Here is a 14149-nt window from a genome sequence, read left to right as displayed (position 1 = left end):
GTTCCGGCCGCCATGGGGGAGGCCGGTGCGACATTCCTCGAGGTTCTGCGCGTGTCCGACCGTCTGCGGCTGTATTCCTATTGGCGTTCCAGCGCCGCCTACCGGGTCCGCATCGGACTGAACCTCAAGGGCCTGCCCTACGACCTGGAGCCGGTGCACCTGGTGCGCGACGGCGGGCAGCAGCACCATCCGGACTATGCGCGGCTCAACCCGCAGCACCTGGTGCCCACGCTGATGCATGGCAAGCGGGTGCTGCGCCAGTCGCTGGCGATCCTGGAGTATCTGGACGAGAGCTGGCCGGAGCGGCCGCTGATGCCGTCCAGCGCCCGCGACCGCGCCCGCGTGCGCGCGCTGGCGCAGCTGGTGGCCTGCGACATCCACCCGCTGGGCAATCTGCGCGTGCTGCGCTTCTTCGACGAGGAATGGCGCGTGCCGCCGGTCGAGCGCGAGGCCTGGGTGCGGCACTGGGTGGGCGAGGGACTGCAGGCGATGGAGACCCTGCTGGCCAACGACCTGGTCACCGGCACCTATTGCCATGGCGAGGCGCCGGGCCTGGCCGATTGCTGCCTGATTCCGCAGCTGTACAACGCGCGGCGCTTCGAGGTGGACCTGTCGCCCTATCCGACCATCGCCCGGATCGAGCAGGCCTGCCTGGCGCTGCCGGCCTTCATCCACGCCAGCCCCGAGCGCCAGCCCGACGCGCCAGGGCCGGCGCCGCTGGACGCCTGAGAGGTCTCTCCTCCTGTGGGAGTCGCCATGGCTCCCCTGTAGAGCGGAGCTTGCTCCGCTGGGGCCTTCCCCAAGAACCGAACGAAGAGCAGCGGAGCCCCCAAGAGGGGATTGCCACAAGCTCCGCTCTACAGGCAGGTCGCTGCGGGATTTGAAAAGACAGGTGCTCCCACGAGCACGCAGTGGCGCGCCTCAGCCGAAGCCGTGCGTGATCGTCGAAGGGGCGCTGCTGTCGTACAGATCGGCGTAAGGGTCGTGCTCGCCCGAGGCGCCCTCGGACAGGCGGAACTTCAGCGCCAGGCCATCGCGCGAATCGGCCGCGCGCAGCGCCTCCTCCTGGCTGATCCTGCCTTCCTTGGCCATGCGGAACAGGCACTGGTCGAAGGACTCCATGCCGTCCTCCAGCGACTCCTCCATGGCCTGCTTGATCTCGTGGATCTGGCCGCGGCGCAGCAGGTCGCGGATCACCGGGGTGTTGATCAGGACCTCGGCGGCCGGCAGCCGGCGCCCGTCCACGCCCTTGACCAGGCGCTGGGACACCACGGCGCGCAGGTTCAGCGCCAGGTTCATCAGCACGTTCTTGTGCGCGGTCTCGGGGAAGAAGTTGAGGATGCGCTCGATGGTCTGGTCGGCGTTGTTGGAGTGCAGCGTGGCCAGGCACAGGTGGCCGGTCTCGGCGAAGGCGATGGCCGCCTCCATGGTGGTCGCATCCAGGATCTCGCCGATCAGGATCACGTCCGGCGCCTCGCGCATGGCGTTCTTCAGCGCGTTGTGGAAGGCGTGGGTGTCCAGGCCGACCTCACGCTGGTTGACGATGGACTGCTTGTGCTTGTGCAGGTACTCGATCGGGTCCTCGATGGTGAGGATGTGCCCGGTGGTGCTGGAGTTGCGGTAGTCGATCATCGAGGCCAGCGAGGTGGACTTGCCCGAGCCGGTCGAGCCGACCAGCAGCACCAGCCCGCGCGGGGTCATGATGATGTCCTTGAGCACCTCCGGCAGCTGCAGCTCTTCGATCGAGGGGATCTTGCTGCGGATGGCGCGAATGACCATGCCCACCTCGCCGCGCTGCTTGAACACGTTGACGCGGAAGCGCCCGGCCTCGGCCAGGGTCACGGCCATGTTGAGCTCCAGGTCGCGCTCGAACTGCGGCACCTGGCCCTCGTCCATCAGCGAATAGGCGATTTTCTTGACCATGCCCGGCGGCAGGCCGGTGTTGCCAAGGGGGTAGAGCCTGCCTTCGATCTTGATGTAGACGGGCGCGCCGGTGGTCAGGAACATGTCCGACGCGTTCTTTTCCGTCATCAGCTTGAGGAAATAGCCGATGTCCATTAATGAGTCCCCGCTGGCTTGGCGCCTGCACGTCCATTGCAAGTGCGCTATGTGCTTGACGACAATGGCCGCGGATTCCCCCTAGAACGCCGCGGCCATCAAGATGATTCGTAGCTTCGCACAATTCTCCAGACGGCTGTGCGTGACCGGTTTGGCCTTCCTCGCACTCAGTGCCGCAGCGCAGGCGCAGGAAGTGGGCGTGGCCGAACTCGCCGCGGCCCAGGCCGCCGTGCAGCGCGCCAGCGACGCCGACGCCGACCAGTACGCCCCGGACCTGATCCAGGCCGCGCGCGACAAGGTCAGCCAGGCCCAGGCATTGGGCGAGAGCCGCAGCGGCCGCAAGCAGATCCCGCTGCTGGCCCTGCAGGCGCAGGCCGACGCCGACCTGGCCCGTGCGCGCAGCGCGCAGGCCACCGCCCAGGCCCGCCTGGCCCAGGAGCAGTCCGAGATCGATCGGCTGCAGAAGGTCCTGGCGGCCCCGCCGCCGGCGCCGCCCGCCCCGACACCACTGCCGCCACAGGACACGCTGCCTACGCTTCCCTCCGCCGCCCCGGGAGGCACGCCATGAACCGTTCCCTGTCCCGCGGCCTGCTGCTCGCCCTGGCGCTGGGCCTGGCGCTGCCGGCGCTGGCCGCCGACGACGAGGTCGTGGCCCAGCTCAACGCCCGCCTGAACGCGCTGGACGCCAACCCCGACCTGCGCGAGCAGGGCGCCTACGAGCGCCTGCAGGCCGTCCAGGCCATCGCCCGCTACGCCGATTCCAAGCGCAGCGAGCGCGATGCCCTGCTGTACGTCGCCCAGCGCCGGGTCGAGATCGCCGAGGTGGCCGCCCAGAACGGCGCCACCGCCCGCCAGATCGACACCCTGGACCGCACCCGCAACGACCTGCTGCTGGAAGCCAGCCGCCGCGAGACCGCGCGTGCGCGCCAGGAGGCCGAGCGCCTGCGCGTGCAGCAGCAGATCCAGGCCGAGGAAGCCGAGCGCCTGCGTCAGCAGGCCGAGGCCGAGGCGGCCGCGCAGGCCGAACAGGTGCAGGAGGTGATCTCCACCGCCACCTCCACCCAGCAGGCCAAGCTCAACGCGGCCCGGCAGAAGGACGCCGCGCTGGCCCGCCAGGAGGCCGAACTGGTCTCCGGCGCCAAGCTGCCCAAGTCCAGCTTCGGCGCCGACGGGGCCGAGACCTTCGTGCTGACGCCGGCCATGTTCCAGGACGGCAAGGCCACGCTGACCGCGGCCGGCAAGTCCGCGGTGCAGGCGCTGGCGGCCTACATGGACGCCACCAAGGGCACCAAGCTGCGGGTGGTGGGCTACGGCGACAAACAGCTGGGTGCCGGCCGCTCGGCGGCCCTGCGGACGGCACTGATTTCCGCCGGCGTGGCCAAGGCCCGAGTCACCGACGGCGGCGGCAAGGGCGCCAGCAAGACGCAGGCGGCCGCGGCGATCGTGGCACCGTAATTTTCATTAAGAATCAGTCATTTATCTGAATTTGCGGCGCCCGTCCCGGTTGCCGGGTGGGCGGTCTTCGCCAAGCCAACCTGGACCTGTCTGTGTCCGCCGAACGGTGCTTGTCGCCCCCGAAGGGCAGGAGTAGGGTCGTATCCCCAGGGGGTCGCTGAAGACCTCCTGGATTGACGGAGACGCCGCGCCGATGAAGCCGATGCCCGACCCAATCCAGACCGCTGTGCACGCCCCGTCAGGGCGTTGGTTCATCGATCCGCGCTTCCCCCACGCCACGCCCTGCGCCGTTCCCCGGCCGGGGCGTTCGTATTTCCGCTGAAGGAGAATGCCCATGTTTGAAGAGCAGCCGCAGTCCGAAATCGAGGCTTTGATCAAGACCGATCCCGAGTTCAAGCAGCTCTACGAGCGCCACCGCAAACTCAACAAGAAGGTGATGGATGCCGAGCTGGGCGTCCTGCCCATCGACGACGCCACCCTGGGCCAGATGAAGCGCGAGAAGCTCCTGGCCAAGCAGCGCCTGCAGCGCAAGTACGAATCCACGCCCCACTGATTTGGTTCACAGTCGCGGGTGCCGGTGACTTCCTCGTCGGACGCCGGCACCCGCGCAATTCGTAGCCCTGCGGCGGCCCTGGTGGCCGCCGCTTTCGCATCCGCCCTTGGGCGCGGGTGGAACTGAACGGCTCGTTGCGGTGGCGATGCCATAATCGTCTGCCCCTCATCACGAGCGTCCCGCCCGCATGGCGATCCATTCCTCGGTCCTCGAACTGATCGGCCGCACCCCCATCGTCAAGGCCCAGCACCTGGACACCGGTGTGTGCGAGCTGTACCTGAAGCTTGAGAGCGCCAACCCCGGCGGCTCGATCAAGGACCGCATCGGCCTGTCGATGATCGGCGCGGCCGAGGCGCGTGGCGAGCTCAAGCCCGGCGCGACCCTGGTGGAAGGCACGGCCGGCAATACCGGCCTGGGACTGGCGCTGGTGGCCCAGCAAAAGGGCTACCGCCTGATTCTGGTGGTGCCGGACAAGATGAGCCGGGAGAAGATCTTCAACCTCAAGGCCATGGGCGCCGAGGTGGTGCTGACCCGCTCGGACGTGGCCAAGGGCCATCCGGAGTACTACCAGGACCTGGCCGCGCGCATCGCCAGCCAGACCCCGGGCGCCTACTTCATCAACCAGTTCGGCAACCCGGACAACCCGGCCGCGCACGAGTTCGGCACCGGCCCGGAGATCCTGGAGCAGATGGACGGCCGGCTGGATGCGATCGTGTTCGGCTGCGGCAGCTCGGGCACGATGACCGGCCTGTCGCGCGCCTTCGCCAAGGCCTCGCCGGACACCGAGCTGGTGCTGGCCGACCCGGTCGGTTCGATCCTGACCCAATACATCAACGAGGGCACGCTGAGCGAGAAGTCCGGCAGCTGGCTGGTGGAAGGCATCGGCGAGGACTTCCTGCCCGGCATCTCCGATTTCAGCCGGGTCAAGAAGGCCTATGCGATCCCGGACAAGGAGAGCTTCCTGACCGCGCGCGAGCTGCTGGCCAAGGAAGGCATCCTGGGCGGCTCCTCGACCGGCACGCTGCTGGCCGCCGCGTTGCGCTACTGCCGCGAACAGACCACGCCCAAGCGGGTGCTGGTGTTCGTCTGCGACACCGGCAACAAGTATCTGTCCAAGATGTACAACGACTACTGGATGCTGGACAACGGCTTCATCGAACGCCCCCAGCACGGCGACCTGCGTGATTTGATCCTGCGCCCGTACAGCCAGAAGGACACGGTGGTGGTCGCTCCGACCGACCTGCTGACCACCGCCTACCAGCGGATGAAGCTCTACGACGTCTCGCAGCTGCCGGTGATGGAGGGCGAGAAGCTGGTCGGCATCATCGACGAGTCCGACGTGCTGCTGCATGTGTACGGCGACGAGGCGCGCTTCGGCGACCCGGTCGCCACCGCGATGGTCAGCAAGCTGGAGCGGCTGGACGTGGCCTCGCCGATCGAGGCGCTGCTGCCTGTGTTCGATCGCGGGCAGGTGGCCATCGTGATGCAGGGCGAGCAGTTCCTGGGGTTGATCACGCGCATCGACCTGCTCAACTATCTGCGCCGGCGCGTGCAGTGAACCGCGCCGCATTCAGCTTGTCGTTCATGAACCCGTCGCGCCTGCGTGCGTGACGGCACTGCTAGAATTCCCCTCGATCTCTGAAGACCCCCCCCATGTCCGACCATACCCGCGGGAGCCAGGATGGCGACAGCAGCCTGGCTTTGGCGACGCTCGCCATCCACGGCGGGCAGGCGCCCGACCCCAGCACCGGGGCGGTGATGCCGCCCATCTACGCCACGTCCACCTACGCGCAGCCGAGCCCGGGCCAGCACAGCGGCTTCGAATACAGCCGCACGCAGAACCCGACCCGCTTCGCCTATGAGCGCTGTATTGCGGCGCTGGAAGGCGGCAGCCGCAGCTTCGCCTTCGCCTCGGGCATGGCCGCCACCGCGACCGTGCTGGAGCTGCTGGACAGCGGCGACCATGTCATCGCCATGGACGACCTGTACGGCGGCAGCTACCGCCTGTTCGAGCGCGTGCGCAAGCGCAGCGCCGGGCTGGATTTCAGCTTCGTCGACCTGACCGACCCGGCGGCGTTCGAAGCGGCGATCACGCCGAAGACCAAGCTGGTGTGGATCGAGACGCCCACCAACCCGATGCTCAAGATCGTGGACATCGCCGTGATCGCGCAGATCGCCCGCGCGCGCGGGCTGAAGGTGGTGGTCGACAACACCTTCGCCTCGCCGATGCTGCAGCGCCCGCTCAGCCTGGGCGCGCACCTGGTGGTGCACTCGGCCACCAAGTACCTCAACGGCCACTCGGACATGGTCGGCGGCGTGGCCGTGGTCGGCGACGACGCCGAACTTGCCGAGCAGCTGGCCTTCCTGCAGAACTCCGCCGGCGCGGTGCAGGGCCCGTTCGACAGCTTCCTGGCCCTGCGTGGCCTGAAGACGCTGCATCTGCGCATGAAGGCCCATTGCGACAACGCCCTGGCCCTGGCGCAGTGGCTGGAAACGCAGGACGCCGTGGCGCAGGTGATCTACCCCGGCTTGACCACGCACCCCCAACACGCGCTGGCGACCAAGCAGATGTCCGGCTTCGGCGGCATCATCTCCTTCGAGCTCAAGGGTGGCGCGGCCGCGGCCAAGTCCTTCTGCGAGCGCACCCGGCTGTTCACCCTGGCCGAATCCCTCGGCGGCGTCGAAAGCCTGGTCAACGTCCCCGCCCTGATGACCCACGCCTCCATCCCCGCCGAGCGCCGCGCGCGCCTGGGCATCACCGATGGGTTGGTGCGGTTGAGTGTGGGGGTGGAGGAGGTGGGGGATTTGCGGACGGATCTGGTCGGCGCGTTGCCATCCGTAAGCGCCTGTTTGGATGGACAATGAAGGAATGTTAAACAACGAGGCATTTCAACACGATGCATCCCCCGTAGGGATGCTGCGGTCGCTGTGTCGCCACTGGCGTCTGGTCCTCCAGCTTTCACGACGTGAGATCGTTGGACGATATCGCGGCTCGCTGGCGGGCGTGGCGTGGTCGTTCTTTAATCCACTCCTCATGTTGGTTATCTATACCCTGGTTTTCTCATCGATATTCAAGGTGCGTTGGGGGACGGGGGCGGGAGAGTCCAAGGCAGATTTCGCCCTGATCCTGTTTGTTGGTTTGATGCTGCATGGCTTCTTTGCCGATTGCCTCAGTCGTGCGCCGAATCTTGTTCTCGCCAACGTTTCGTACGTCAAGAAAGTCGTCTTCCCATTGGAGTTGTTGCCTTGGGTGTCGGTGCTTTCGGCGCTGTTCCATTTGTTTGTCAGCGTGCTGGTGCTGCTGACAGTGCAGCTCTTGCTCGACGTATACCTGCCTGCGACCGCGCTTCTACTGCCGTTGTTGTTGGTCCCCTTTATTATGGTTACGGTTGCTCTGTCGTTCGTGTTCGCGGCCGTTGGAGTGTATCTGCGCGATATTGGCCAGCTCACGGCGATGATCACGACGGTGCTGTTCTTTCTTTCGCCGATCGTTTATCCCACTTCAAGCCTCCCACCAGGGTTCCAGCCTTGGATCAAGTTAAGTCCGATCACCTATCCGGTGGAGCAGGCGAGGCGCATGCTGATCTTCGGAGAGCTTCCGCAGCTCTCGGGCTGGTTCATTTACATGGCGGTGGCCAGCGTTCTGCTGATGCTGTCATTCTATTTCTATCAGAAGACGCGAAAAGGGTTTGCCGATGTCCTCTGATATCAGTATTTCTGAAGATGGCCTCGCGCCTGCGGTAATAGAGGTCGACGGGCTGGCCAAGCTCTACCAGATTTACGATCAGCCGCGCGATCGCTTGAAGCAGTTCTTCGTGCCACGCCTGATGCGTATGGTCGGCAAGAGGCAAGTGCCCGCCTTCTACAAGGAGTATTGGGCGCTGCAGGATGTGTCTTTTCAGGTGCGTCGTGGCGAGGCGGTAGGCATCGTCGGGCGCAACGGCGCGGGCAAATCCACCCTGCTCCAGCTCATCTGCGGCACATTGACACCCACCGCCGGAGCGGCGCAGGTACATGGTCGCGTCGCTGCCCTGCTGGAGTTGGGCGCGGGTTTTAATCCCGAGTTCACTGGGCGTGAAAACGTCTACATGAGCGCGGCACTGCTGGGGCTCGACCGGGCGGAGATCGATGAACGCTACGAGAGCATCCTGGCGTTCGCAGATATCGGTGATTTCGTCAACCAGCCTGTTAAGGTCTATTCCAGCGGCATGTACGTGCGCCTAGCGTTTGCGGTGATCGCTCATGTGGATGCCGATGTGCTGATCGTCGACGAAGCGCTTGCGGTGGGCGACAGCGTGTTCGTGCAGAAGTGCATGCGTTTCCTGCGTGCGTTCCGCCAGCGTGGAACACTGCTGTTCGTCAGCCACGATACGGGTTCAGTGCTCAATTTCTGCGACCGTGCGTTGTGGCTGGACAAGGGGCACGTGCGAATGCACGACTCCGCGCAGAACGTTGTATCCGCCTATATGGAGTACTGTGCCCAGGAAGTCTATGGCGACATGGTCAAGATCAGGAGTTTGCGCACTGCCGATGCAGAGGGGGCTGATGTGCCGGCCCCGGTTCTGCCGAGCCGGCCTGCAATGGAGAAGGAAACGGAACTCACGCTTTTTTCGAACATCCACAATTCCGACGGCTGGACGTCCGAGGCCGCGCGTATCGATTCGGTGGTGTTACTGTCCCGCGACGGCGAGTCGCTGGGGGTTTTCCACGGCGGAGAGCAAGTTCAGTTGCGAGTAAGCGCTACGGCATTTCGCGACCTGGACGGAGTCATCATCGGCTTCTTTGTGAAGGATCGCCTTGGTCAGTCGCTGTTCGGCGAACATACCTATACCTACGTCGAGCAACCCTATCGCATGACGGCAGGTCAGACGCTCGAAGCACGATTTGACTTCACTGTACCGCTGCTGCCTGACGGCGACTACTCGATGACCGTCTCTATTGCGGAGGGCAACCCTTGGGACAACGTGCAACACCATTGGTTGCACGATGCTGTACTGATCCGGGTAGCGTCTACCAAGCTGCGCTATGGGCTGGTCGGCATTCCGTTCGACGCGGTGAGCCTGCGGCCGGTCGGCCAGGCCGGAGCGCGCCATGACAGTTAGCCGCATCCCCGAACTGCAATCGTCCGATCCGCGCATAGTGGTAGGACGCTTTACCTATGGTGCACCGGCCTTCCGGATTTGGACGGCGGAGGAGCGCATCGAGATAGGGGCCTTCTGCTCTATCGCAGACGATGTGACGATCTTCGGCGGGGGCGAGCATCGGTCGGACTGGATCACGACGTTTCCCCTACGCATCGCCTTCGGCCATGCGCTTGCCGAACGCGACGGGCACCCAGCTACCCGCGGGCCAACGCGGATCGGCAACGATGTATGGATAGGCCACGGCGCCACCATCATGTCTGGAGTGACGATCGGCGATGGCGCGATCATTGGGGCGCGTGCGGTAGTCAGCCGCGATGTGGACTCTTATGCGGTGGTGGTGGGTAATCCGGCGCGCCGCGTGCGCAGCCGTTTTCCCGCTGACCAAGTGGAGGCATTGATGCGAATTCAGTGGTGGAAGTGGCCCATCGAATTGATCGAGGAATTCGTTCCGTTGCTATGTGATACAGACATAAGCGCATTTATCCGGAAAGCCCGGCAGGACTCGCGGACCAGGACTTTCACATGATCAAGCTTAATAAATCAGCTTCAATCAGGCCTCATCGGCTCCCCCCCAGCGCCTGGCACGGCCATATTCCATTCGCCGCATGGCTGGTAGAGGAATTGCGTCCGGGTTTACTGGTCGAGCTAGGCACCCACCACGGCGCCTCCTATCTCGGCTTCTGTCAAGCCGTCAGCGAACTGGCACTTGCGACACGCTGCTATGCCATCGATACGTGGGAAGGCGACGAGCATGCCGCTTTCTACGAGGGTTCGGTTTACGAGCAACTGCGTAGCTATCACGACGAGAAATACGACGATTTTTCCAAACTACTCCGCTGCACCTTCGACGAAGGACTAGATAAGTTCGCGGACGGCAGCGTAGATCTGCTGCATATCGACGGCCTGCATACCTACGAAGCCGTGAAGCACGACTACGAGTCGTGGTTTCCCAAGCTCTCGCGGCGAGCGGTCGTGCTCTTCCACGATCTGGAAGAGCGACAGGGCGATTTTGGCGTTTGGCGGCTATGGAGTGAAGTTGCTGGCAAGTATCCCTCGTTTTCCTTTACGCATTCTCATGGTCTTGGCGTGCTGCTTGTCGGCGAAGACGTGCCGGAGTCGGTGCAGGCGTTAGCGCGTCTCGATTCGGTGCAGGCAGCGGTGGTGTCCAATCTGTTCGCGACGCTCGGACGCGGCGTCCAGGTGACATACGACCGCGACTGGTGGCGCAAAGAAGTTGAAAAGGTGGGGGCCAAGTCCGCCGAGATGGAGGCCAGGGCCGCTAGCTTGCAGGCGGAAGTCGAGGCCTCACGTGCCGAGTCACTGCAGTTTGCCGAGCAGCGTGGTGTGGACGAGGCATTGGCCGCCGAGCGGCAGACTGTTCAGCAGCTCCGGGATGAGATCGAAGAGCTGAAGTCTGAGCACGAACAGGTACTCGCGGAAATTGCGCAAGCGCAGGGGACCTATCAGCAGATGTCGCAAGAACAGGAGGCTCGCTTTGCGGAGGCGACGTTAGAGAGCGAAGCGGCGATGCGCAAGTTGCAGGAAGCAATGAGCCAGATGCGTGCCAGTTTGGAAGAGGCTTTGCGCGACGTGCAGGCGGCCGAAGACGAGCGCGTACGCCTGATCGCGGAATGCGAAGGCAGGATTGCGCAATCCGAGCAGGAACGGGAGGACGAGCAGGCCATCGCGTTACGACAGGAGCAGCGCCGGCTCGCGGGCGATGTGCGTGACCGCGACGAACTGATCGCCAGTCTCGCGGGTGACTTGCACCGCGCCCGTGAGGCGTTGAATACCACCGAAGCGCGGATGGGGCGGGCGATCGAGAAGGTTCGCCAGCGCTGGGCGCCTGATGGCTCGCTTATCGGGCGTGTGGTCGCAAGCGCCATCAGGCGCGCAATTGTGCGTCACGACAAGAGCAAGGGGCGCCCCGCTGCGCTGGAAGGCGAGTTGTTGAAGTTGCCTGTCGGCCCGGCAGGAACGCCGACACGTGCGCTGCCAAAGGAATTTGCCGACTACATCGATTCGGTTGAACCCAAGCCACACGATCTGGAGATGCAACGTGAGATCAGTGCCGCGTTTGACTATGTGCCCCTGATCAGTTTCGTGGTTCCAATCTATCGTCTCCCACGGCAGGTGCTGGAGCAGACCTTGCTGAGTATGGAGGCACAGACCTATGCGCACTGGGAGGCCTGCCTGGCCTGGGCCGATTCGGAGGACGAAGAAGGCTGGCAGTGGTTGCAGCAGAGATGTGTCGATAAGCGCTATCGCCTGCTGCGTCTGCAGGAAAATGGCGGGATCTCCCGAAATTCGAATGCCGCGTTGGAAAGTGTGTCCGGCGACTTCGTGGCGCTTCTAGATCACGACGACACTGTCACGCCGTGGGCGTTGTTCGACATGGTCCAAGCCCTTCAGGAGCATCCTGACGCTGACTTCTTGTACTCGGACAAGGATTCCATCACCGAAACCGGAGAGTGCCGCCTGAATGCATTGTTCAAGCCGGCATGGAGTCCGGAGATGATGCATTCCGTCAATTATCTCACCCACTTTAACCTCATGCGCAGCGAAATCGTGCGCGCGGTGGGTGCTTGGGATCCGGATACCGATGGCGCACAGGACTGGGATATTTTCTTCAAAGTGACTGCGGCTGCACGCAAAGTGCTGCGCGTCCCTTCGATTCACTACCATTGGCGCATCCTGCCCACTTCTACATCCACCGGATTACAGACGAAGCCCTACGCGATCATGGGGCAGCTGCGGTGCCAGAAGAACTATTTCGAGCGCAAGGGCTTGCCCGCAATCGTGCGCCGGACTGACGCGGGCATGTTCCACGTCACTTGGCCAGTCGTGGCCGAATCAGTTCATGTGGTGGTGCTGCAGACCGGTACGCCGGAACAAGCGGCCAATGTCATCAACCTGTTGTGCGCTTCAAGTCTGGATGCCGTCAAGCGTATTACCCTGGTGCATCCGGGCGAGACTGACGCAGCCTTGCTGCCATTCCGCGAGGCACTCGGTGAGCGGCTGGAGTTTGCGCGTCACGATCAGGTGGATTGGCGTGTCATCGCATCGACGATCGTGCACGGCGTAGGATCGCTGATGATTGTTGGCGGCAAGTCGGTGGGGCTGTCGGGTGGCCTGGTAGACGAACTCACCGGCTGGACCCAGCATCACCCAGAGATCGCCTGGGCCGGCGCGCTTGCGGTTGAACCGCAGGGCAAGGTCCTGGAGGCCGGTCGCGTGATGTCCGAGGATGGCAGTTCCGCGCCGCTTTTCCGGGGGTGCTACTCGCATGAATACGGTTGGTTTGGCGGGGCGCTCTGGTATAGAAACGTACGCTGTGTCTCCGAACACGCCGTCGCGTTCAAGGTCGAGGCGTTCACGGCCGCTGTCGAAGAATTTGCGCCGAATGTGCCCCTAGGAATCGAATCTTTAAAGAGGATCTGCGCCATCGCCGCTAAAGAATCCTTTCGAGGTTTGCTGGACCCCTTCGCCGTGGCCTACCTGCAGCAAGAGGACGCCAGCGAGAGTTGGGACAATAATGGCCAGAGTTATTGGTCTGATCCCTATTTCAGCCCGGCGTTCGGGCAGGTCAATCCCCTTAGGCTCAAATGATAAAGAATAGGATTCGCGCGGCAGCGAAGGCGCTGCTGGGAAAAGGTGGAGCGAGCGTCACTGCTAACGTTGGGGGTATCTGGACCGGATACACCGATGATGCGCTTCAGCTTGCCGAGATCATCGATTGCAAACTGGAAGATCTCTGCCAGCCTCAGCAGCATCCAGAACGCGTCGCGACAGAGCCGGCCGACAGGATCTGCGCGTGGTATCTGCCTTGCTTCGATAATCCGTTCTACGGAGGCGTCATGACCATTCTGAGATTGGCCGAGAGCCTCAAGCGCCGTTATGGAATGCATCAGCGTTTCCTAATCTGCGGTTCGGCCGATGCCGCTCACATGCAGGGCATGTTGGGGAAAGCCTTTCCAGCGCTGAAAGACAGCGAAGTCTTGATCCTGGATTCCGGAGAAGCCATTAAGTCCATCCCTGTAGCCGATTACTCGGTGGCCACGCTCTGGACGACTGCTTATGTATTGCTTAATGTGCGCAATACTGGGCTTAAGTTCTACATGATGCAGGACTTCGAGCCTGCGTTCTATCCGGCAGGCAGCACCTACGCCCAAGCCGAACTTACCTATCGCTTCGGCTTCCTCGGCATATGCAATACTCAGACGCTCAAGCGTATCTACGAGGAAGAGTACGGCGGATCTGCAGTGTTGCTGCAGCCCAATGTCGATCGCAGCGTCTTTTTTCGCGATTCTGCGGGTCGCGACGATGCGGCGCTCGTCAAGCGACTTTTTTATTATGCCCGTCCTGGGACGCCACGCAATGGCTTCGAGCTTGCCGCAGCAGGTTTGCGCCGGGTCAAGGCAAGGTTCGGCGAGCAGGTCCAAATTTTGTGTGCCGGAACTGGCTGGAACCCTGCCGATTACGGTCTGCAGGACGTCGTGGAAAGCATCGGGATGCTGCCTTATCGCGAAACCGCTAACTTGTATCGCAGCTGCCACGTTGGCTTCGTAATGATGATGACCAAGCATCCCTCCTATCTGCCGTTCGAGCTCATGGCATGCGGGACTACGGTGGTGACCAATTACAATGAGGCCAACACATGGCTGCTGCGCGACGGAAGTAATTGCTTGCTTGCCCCTCCAAGTGCATCTTGCCTAGCGCAGACCCTGATCTTTGCTCTCGAGAATCATCAGCAGTTGCAAAGCATCAGAGACGTTGCTTCGGAAGAGATTCAGTCCATGCCTAACTGGGACCAGAGTCTAGAGCGCGTGGCCGATTTCATGCAAAGGCCGATTCTGAAAGACTTCGTGCCGAGTTTCGGTGAGCGCTTCTTCGACGCGCGCAAGCACTCCTGAAAATCTCCCACAATCTACAGGACTCA

At 63.2% G+C, this 14149-nt stretch carries 12 protein-coding genes; 11 read left to right on the top strand and 1 reads right to left on the bottom strand.

What is annotated here, in order from left to right:
* The first annotated feature begins 51 nt into the window (after window positions 1-51).
* A complete protein-coding gene (gene maiA, locus EAT51_RS02950; RefSeq protein WP_130515237.1) occupies window positions 52-729 on the top strand; it encodes a maleylacetoacetate isomerase in 678 nt (225 codons plus the stop codon).
* Between the two features lie 192 nt (window positions 730-921).
* On the opposite strand, the gene EAT51_RS02945 is transcribed toward maiA, so the two are convergent.
* Window positions 922-2058, bottom strand: coding sequence for a PilT/PilU family type 4a pilus ATPase (locus EAT51_RS02945; protein WP_130561285.1), 1137 nt, complete (start codon window positions 2056-2058; stop codon window positions 922-924).
* Window positions 2059-2200: 142 nt separating this feature from the next.
* On the opposite strand from EAT51_RS02945, the gene EAT51_RS02940 reads away from it, so the two are divergent.
* From EAT51_RS02940 to EAT51_RS02895, 10 genes are all read left to right on the top strand, one after another.
* Complete coding sequence (locus EAT51_RS02940) at window positions 2201-2626, top strand: DUF4398 domain-containing protein (RefSeq protein WP_323052880.1); 426 nt, start codon at window positions 2201-2203, stop codon at window positions 2624-2626.
* Window positions 2623-3513: an OmpA family protein gene (locus EAT51_RS02935; protein WP_130561283.1), complete on the top strand. Its 891-nt coding sequence runs from the start codon at window positions 2623-2625 to the stop codon at window positions 3511-3513. The genes EAT51_RS02940 and EAT51_RS02935 overlap by 4 nt, the downstream gene beginning before the upstream one ends.
* A gap of 334 nt (window positions 3514-3847) precedes the next feature.
* Entirely contained in the window at window positions 3848-4066 is a 219-nt protein-coding gene (locus tag EAT51_RS02930; protein WP_130515246.1) for an HP1242/YdcH family protein, read from the top strand.
* Window positions 4067-4253: 187 nt separating this feature from the next.
* Window positions 4254-5624 (top strand): pyridoxal-phosphate dependent enzyme, encoded by a 1371-nt coding sequence (locus EAT51_RS02925; RefSeq protein ID WP_130523082.1) that lies wholly within the window; start codon window positions 4254-4256, stop codon window positions 5622-5624.
* A gap of 95 nt (window positions 5625-5719) precedes the next feature.
* Window positions 5720-6931, top strand: coding sequence for a cystathionine gamma-synthase (locus EAT51_RS02920; RefSeq protein ID WP_130561282.1), 1212 nt, complete (start codon window positions 5720-5722; stop codon window positions 6929-6931).
* Between the two features lie 4 nt (window positions 6932-6935).
* Entirely contained in the window at window positions 6936-7772 is an 837-nt protein-coding gene (locus EAT51_RS02915; RefSeq protein ID WP_130561312.1) for an ABC transporter permease, read from the top strand.
* A complete protein-coding gene (locus EAT51_RS02910) occupies window positions 7762-9168 on the top strand; it encodes an ABC transporter ATP-binding protein (protein ID WP_130561281.1) in 1407 nt (468 codons plus the stop codon). Before EAT51_RS02915 ends, EAT51_RS02910 begins: the two co-directional genes overlap by 11 nt.
* Window positions 9158-9736, top strand: coding sequence for a CatB-related O-acetyltransferase (locus tag EAT51_RS20830; RefSeq protein WP_130561280.1), 579 nt, complete (start codon window positions 9158-9160; stop codon window positions 9734-9736). Before EAT51_RS02910 ends, EAT51_RS20830 begins: the two co-directional genes overlap by 11 nt.
* A complete protein-coding gene (locus EAT51_RS02900; protein WP_130561279.1) occupies window positions 9733-12819 on the top strand; it encodes a class I SAM-dependent methyltransferase in 3087 nt (1028 codons plus the stop codon). The genes EAT51_RS20830 and EAT51_RS02900 overlap by 4 nt, the downstream gene beginning before the upstream one ends.
* Window positions 12816-14123, top strand: coding sequence for a glycosyltransferase family 4 protein (locus tag EAT51_RS02895; RefSeq protein WP_130561278.1), 1308 nt, complete (start codon window positions 12816-12818; stop codon window positions 14121-14123). Before EAT51_RS02900 ends, EAT51_RS02895 begins: the two co-directional genes overlap by 4 nt.
* The last annotated feature ends 26 nt before the right edge of the window (window positions 14124-14149 follow it).

Source organism: Pseudoxanthomonas winnipegensis (assembly GCF_004283755.1).
Taxonomy (GTDB): domain Bacteria; phylum Pseudomonadota; class Gammaproteobacteria; order Xanthomonadales; family Xanthomonadaceae; genus Pseudoxanthomonas_A; species Pseudoxanthomonas_A winnipegensis.
Note: the sequence above shows the minus strand (reverse complement) of the source record. Positions and strands in the feature narration are given on the sequence as shown.

Excerpts from the sequence above, each read along its gene's own strand:
- EAT51_RS02900 (WP_130561279.1), top strand. The coding sequence starts at position 9,733 with ATGATCAAGCTTAATAAATCAGCTTCAATCAGGCCTCATCGGCTCCCC.
- EAT51_RS02935 (WP_130561283.1), top strand. The coding sequence starts at position 2,623 with ATGAACCGTTCCCTGTCCCGCGGCCTGCTGCTCGCCCTGGCGCTGGGC.
- EAT51_RS02915 (WP_130561312.1), top strand. The coding sequence starts at position 6,936 with ATGTTAAACAACGAGGCATTTCAACACGATGCATCCCCCGTAGGGATG.
- EAT51_RS02910 (WP_130561281.1), top strand. The coding sequence starts at position 7,762 with ATGTCCTCTGATATCAGTATTTCTGAAGATGGCCTCGCGCCTGCGGTA.
- EAT51_RS02930 (WP_130515246.1), top strand. The coding sequence starts at position 3,848 with ATGTTTGAAGAGCAGCCGCAGTCCGAAATCGAGGCTTTGATCAAGACC.
- EAT51_RS02895 (WP_130561278.1), top strand. The coding sequence starts at position 12,816 with ATGATAAAGAATAGGATTCGCGCGGCAGCGAAGGCGCTGCTGGGAAAA.
- EAT51_RS02920 (WP_130561282.1), top strand. The coding sequence starts at position 5,720 with ATGTCCGACCATACCCGCGGGAGCCAGGATGGCGACAGCAGCCTGGCT.
- EAT51_RS02925 (WP_130523082.1), top strand. The coding sequence starts at position 4,254 with ATGGCGATCCATTCCTCGGTCCTCGAACTGATCGGCCGCACCCCCATC.
- EAT51_RS20830 (WP_130561280.1), top strand. The coding sequence starts at position 9,158 with ATGACAGTTAGCCGCATCCCCGAACTGCAATCGTCCGATCCGCGCATA.
- EAT51_RS02945 (WP_130561285.1), bottom strand. The coding sequence starts at position 2,058 with ATGGACATCGGCTATTTCCTCAAGCTGATGACGGAAAAGAACGCGTCG.